The 2,500-nt window shown below is 51.7% G+C and carries 7 tRNA genes and 2 rRNA genes (2 of these 9 cut by a window edge); all 9 read right to left on the bottom strand.

Annotated features, from left to right (window positions below):
* Positions 1–47 (bottom strand) — tRNA-Arg (locus ACU8YW_RS00480); it reaches 27 nt to the left of the window's first position.
* A 3-nt stretch (positions 48–50) separates the two neighbouring features.
* Positions 51–139 (bottom strand) — tRNA-Leu (locus tag ACU8YW_RS00475).
* A gap of 16 nt (positions 140–155) precedes the next feature.
* Positions 156–230 (bottom strand) — tRNA-Gly (locus ACU8YW_RS00470).
* Between the two features lie 29 nt (positions 231–259).
* Positions 260–340 (bottom strand) — tRNA-Leu (locus tag ACU8YW_RS00465).
* Between the two features lie 14 nt (positions 341–354).
* Positions 355–430 (bottom strand) — tRNA-Lys (locus ACU8YW_RS00460).
* A 13-nt stretch (positions 431–443) separates the two neighbouring features.
* Positions 444–519 (bottom strand) — tRNA-Thr (locus ACU8YW_RS00455).
* A 4-nt stretch (positions 520–523) separates the two neighbouring features.
* A tRNA-Val gene (locus tag ACU8YW_RS00450) sits at positions 524–599 on the bottom strand.
* Positions 600–604: 5 nt separating this feature from the next.
* Positions 605–720, bottom strand: a 5S ribosomal RNA gene (gene rrf, locus ACU8YW_RS00445).
* A gap of 101 nt (positions 721–821) precedes the next feature.
* Positions 822–2,500, bottom strand: a 23S ribosomal RNA gene (locus ACU8YW_RS00440); it runs 1,243 nt beyond the window's last position.

The raw sequence follows: 2,500 nt of genomic DNA, 5'->3' as shown, positions 1-2,500 counted from the left end.
CCTCTTGATCCGTAGTCAAACGCTCTATCCAATTGAGCTACGGGCGCATATGGTGCCGAGGGCGGGGGTCGAACCCGCACGGTGGTCACCCACCGCAGGATTTTAAGTCCTGTGCGTCTGCCTGTTCCGCCACCCCGGCATGTCATATTGAAAATTGGAGCGGAAGACGGGATTCGAACCCGCGACCCCAACCTTGGCAAGGTTGTATTCTACCACTGAACTACTTCCGCAAGACGTGTTTGAGTTATTTCATTAAAAGTGCGGGTGAAGGGAGTCGAACCCCCACGCCAAAGGCGCTAGATCCTAAGTCTAGTGCGTCTGCCAATTCCGCCACACCCGCATATTTCATTAAAATGGTGAGCCATGAAGGATTCGAACCTTCGACCCTCTGATTAAAAGTCAGATGCTCTACCAACTGAGCTAATGGCTCTTACAATAAAAACTGGTGCCGACTAGAGGACTTGAACCCCCAACCTACTGATTACAAGTCAGTTGCTCTACCAATTGAGCTAAGTCGGCTAAATGGTGGAGGATGACGGGATCGAACCGCCGACCCCCTGCTTGTAAGGCAGGTGCTCTCCCAGCTGAGCTAATCCTCCGAATTGCCTGGCAACGTCCTACTCTCACAGGGACAAGGTCCCAACTACCATCGGCGCTAGAGAGCTTAACTTCCGTGTTCGGTATGGGAACGGGTGTGGCCTCTCTGCCATCATTACCAGACTGTATTCATTTAAGACAAGAATTATTGTAACTTATTTAACTTTTAAAGTCAACAAGTTTTTTATATTCTTTCAAAACTAGATAACATTGCTACATATTATATGGTTAAGTCCTCGATCTATTAGTATTCGTCAGCTCCACATGTCACCATGCTTCCACCTCGAACCTATCAACCTGATCATCTTTCAGGGATCTTACTAGCTTACGCTATGGGAAATCTCATCTTGAGGGGGGCTTCATGCTTAGATGCTTTCAGCACTTATCCCTTCCGCACATAGCTACCCAGCTATGCCCTTGGCAGAACAACTGGTACACCAGCGGTGCGTCCATCCCGGTCCTCTCGTACTAAGGACAGCTCCTCTCAAATTTCCTACGCCCACGACGGATAGGGACCGAACTGTCTCACGACGTTCTGAACCCAGCTCGCGTACCGCTTTAATGGGCGAACAGCCCAACCCTTGGGACCGACTACAGCCCCAGGATGCGATGAGCCGACATCGAGGTGCCAAACCTCCCCGTCGATGTGGACTCTTGGGGGAGATAAGCCTGTTATCCCCGGGGTAGCTTTTATCCGTTGAGCGATGGCCCTTCCATGCGGAACCACCGGATCACTAAGCCCGACTTTCGTCCCTGCTCGACTTGTAGGTCTCGCAGTCAAGCTCCCTTATGCCTTTGCACTCTACGAATGATTTCCAACCATTCTGAGGGAACCTTTGGGCGCCTCCGTTACACTTTAGGAGGCGACCGCCCCAGTCAAACTGCCCACCTGACACTGTCTCCCGGGTCGATAAGACCCGTAGGTTAGAATTTCAATACAGTCAGGGCGGTATCCCACCAGCGCCTCCACCGAAGCTAGCGCTCCGGTTTCAATGGCTCCCGCCTATCCTGTACAAACTGTACCAAAATTCAATATCAGGCTACAGTAAAGCTCCACGGGGTCTTTCCGTCCTGTCGCGGGTAACCTGCATCTTCACAGGTACTATAATTTCACCGAGTCTCTGGTTGAGACAGTGCCCAAATCGTTACACCTTTCGTGCGGGTCGGAACTTACCCGACAAGGAATTTCGCTACCTTAGGACCGTTATAGTTACGGCCGCCGTTTACTGGGGCTTCAGTTCAGAGCTTCGCTTACGCTAACCCCTCTCCTTAACCTTCCAGCACCGGGCAGGTGTCAGCCCCTATACTTCGCCTTACGGCTTCGCAGAGACCTGTGTTTTTGCTAAACAGTCGCTTGGGCCTATTCACTGCGGCTTTCCGTTAAGAAAGCACCCCTTCTCCCGAAGTTACGGGGTCATTTTGCCGAGTTCCTTAACCAGAGTTCTCTCGCACACCTTAGGATTCTCTCCTCGCCTACCTGTGTCGGTTTGCGGTACAGGCACCTTTTATCTCGCTAGAAGCTTTTCTTGGCAGCGGGGAATCAAAGACTTCGCTCCATAAGGAGCTTCCCCATCACAGCTCAGCCTTCACGATAAGCGGATTTGCCTACTTATCAGCCTAACTGCTTGGACGTGCACAACCAATCGCACGCTTCTTCTATCCTTCTGCGTCCCTCCATTGCTCAAACGATAAAGAGGTGGTACAGGAATATCAACCTGTTGTCCATCGCCTACGCCTGTCGGCCTCGGCTTAGGTCCTGACTAACCCTGAGCGGACGAGCCTTCCTCAGGAAACCTTAGGCATTCGGTGGACGGGATTCTCACCCGTCTTTCGCTACTCATACCGGCATTCTCACTTCTAAGCGCTCCACCAGTCCTTCCGGTCTGACTTCACTGCACTTAGA

The organism is Bacillus pretiosus (genome assembly GCF_052947655.1).
The sequence above is the reverse complement of the archived record's forward strand: the minus strand, read 5'-3'. Positions and strand labels throughout refer to the sequence as shown.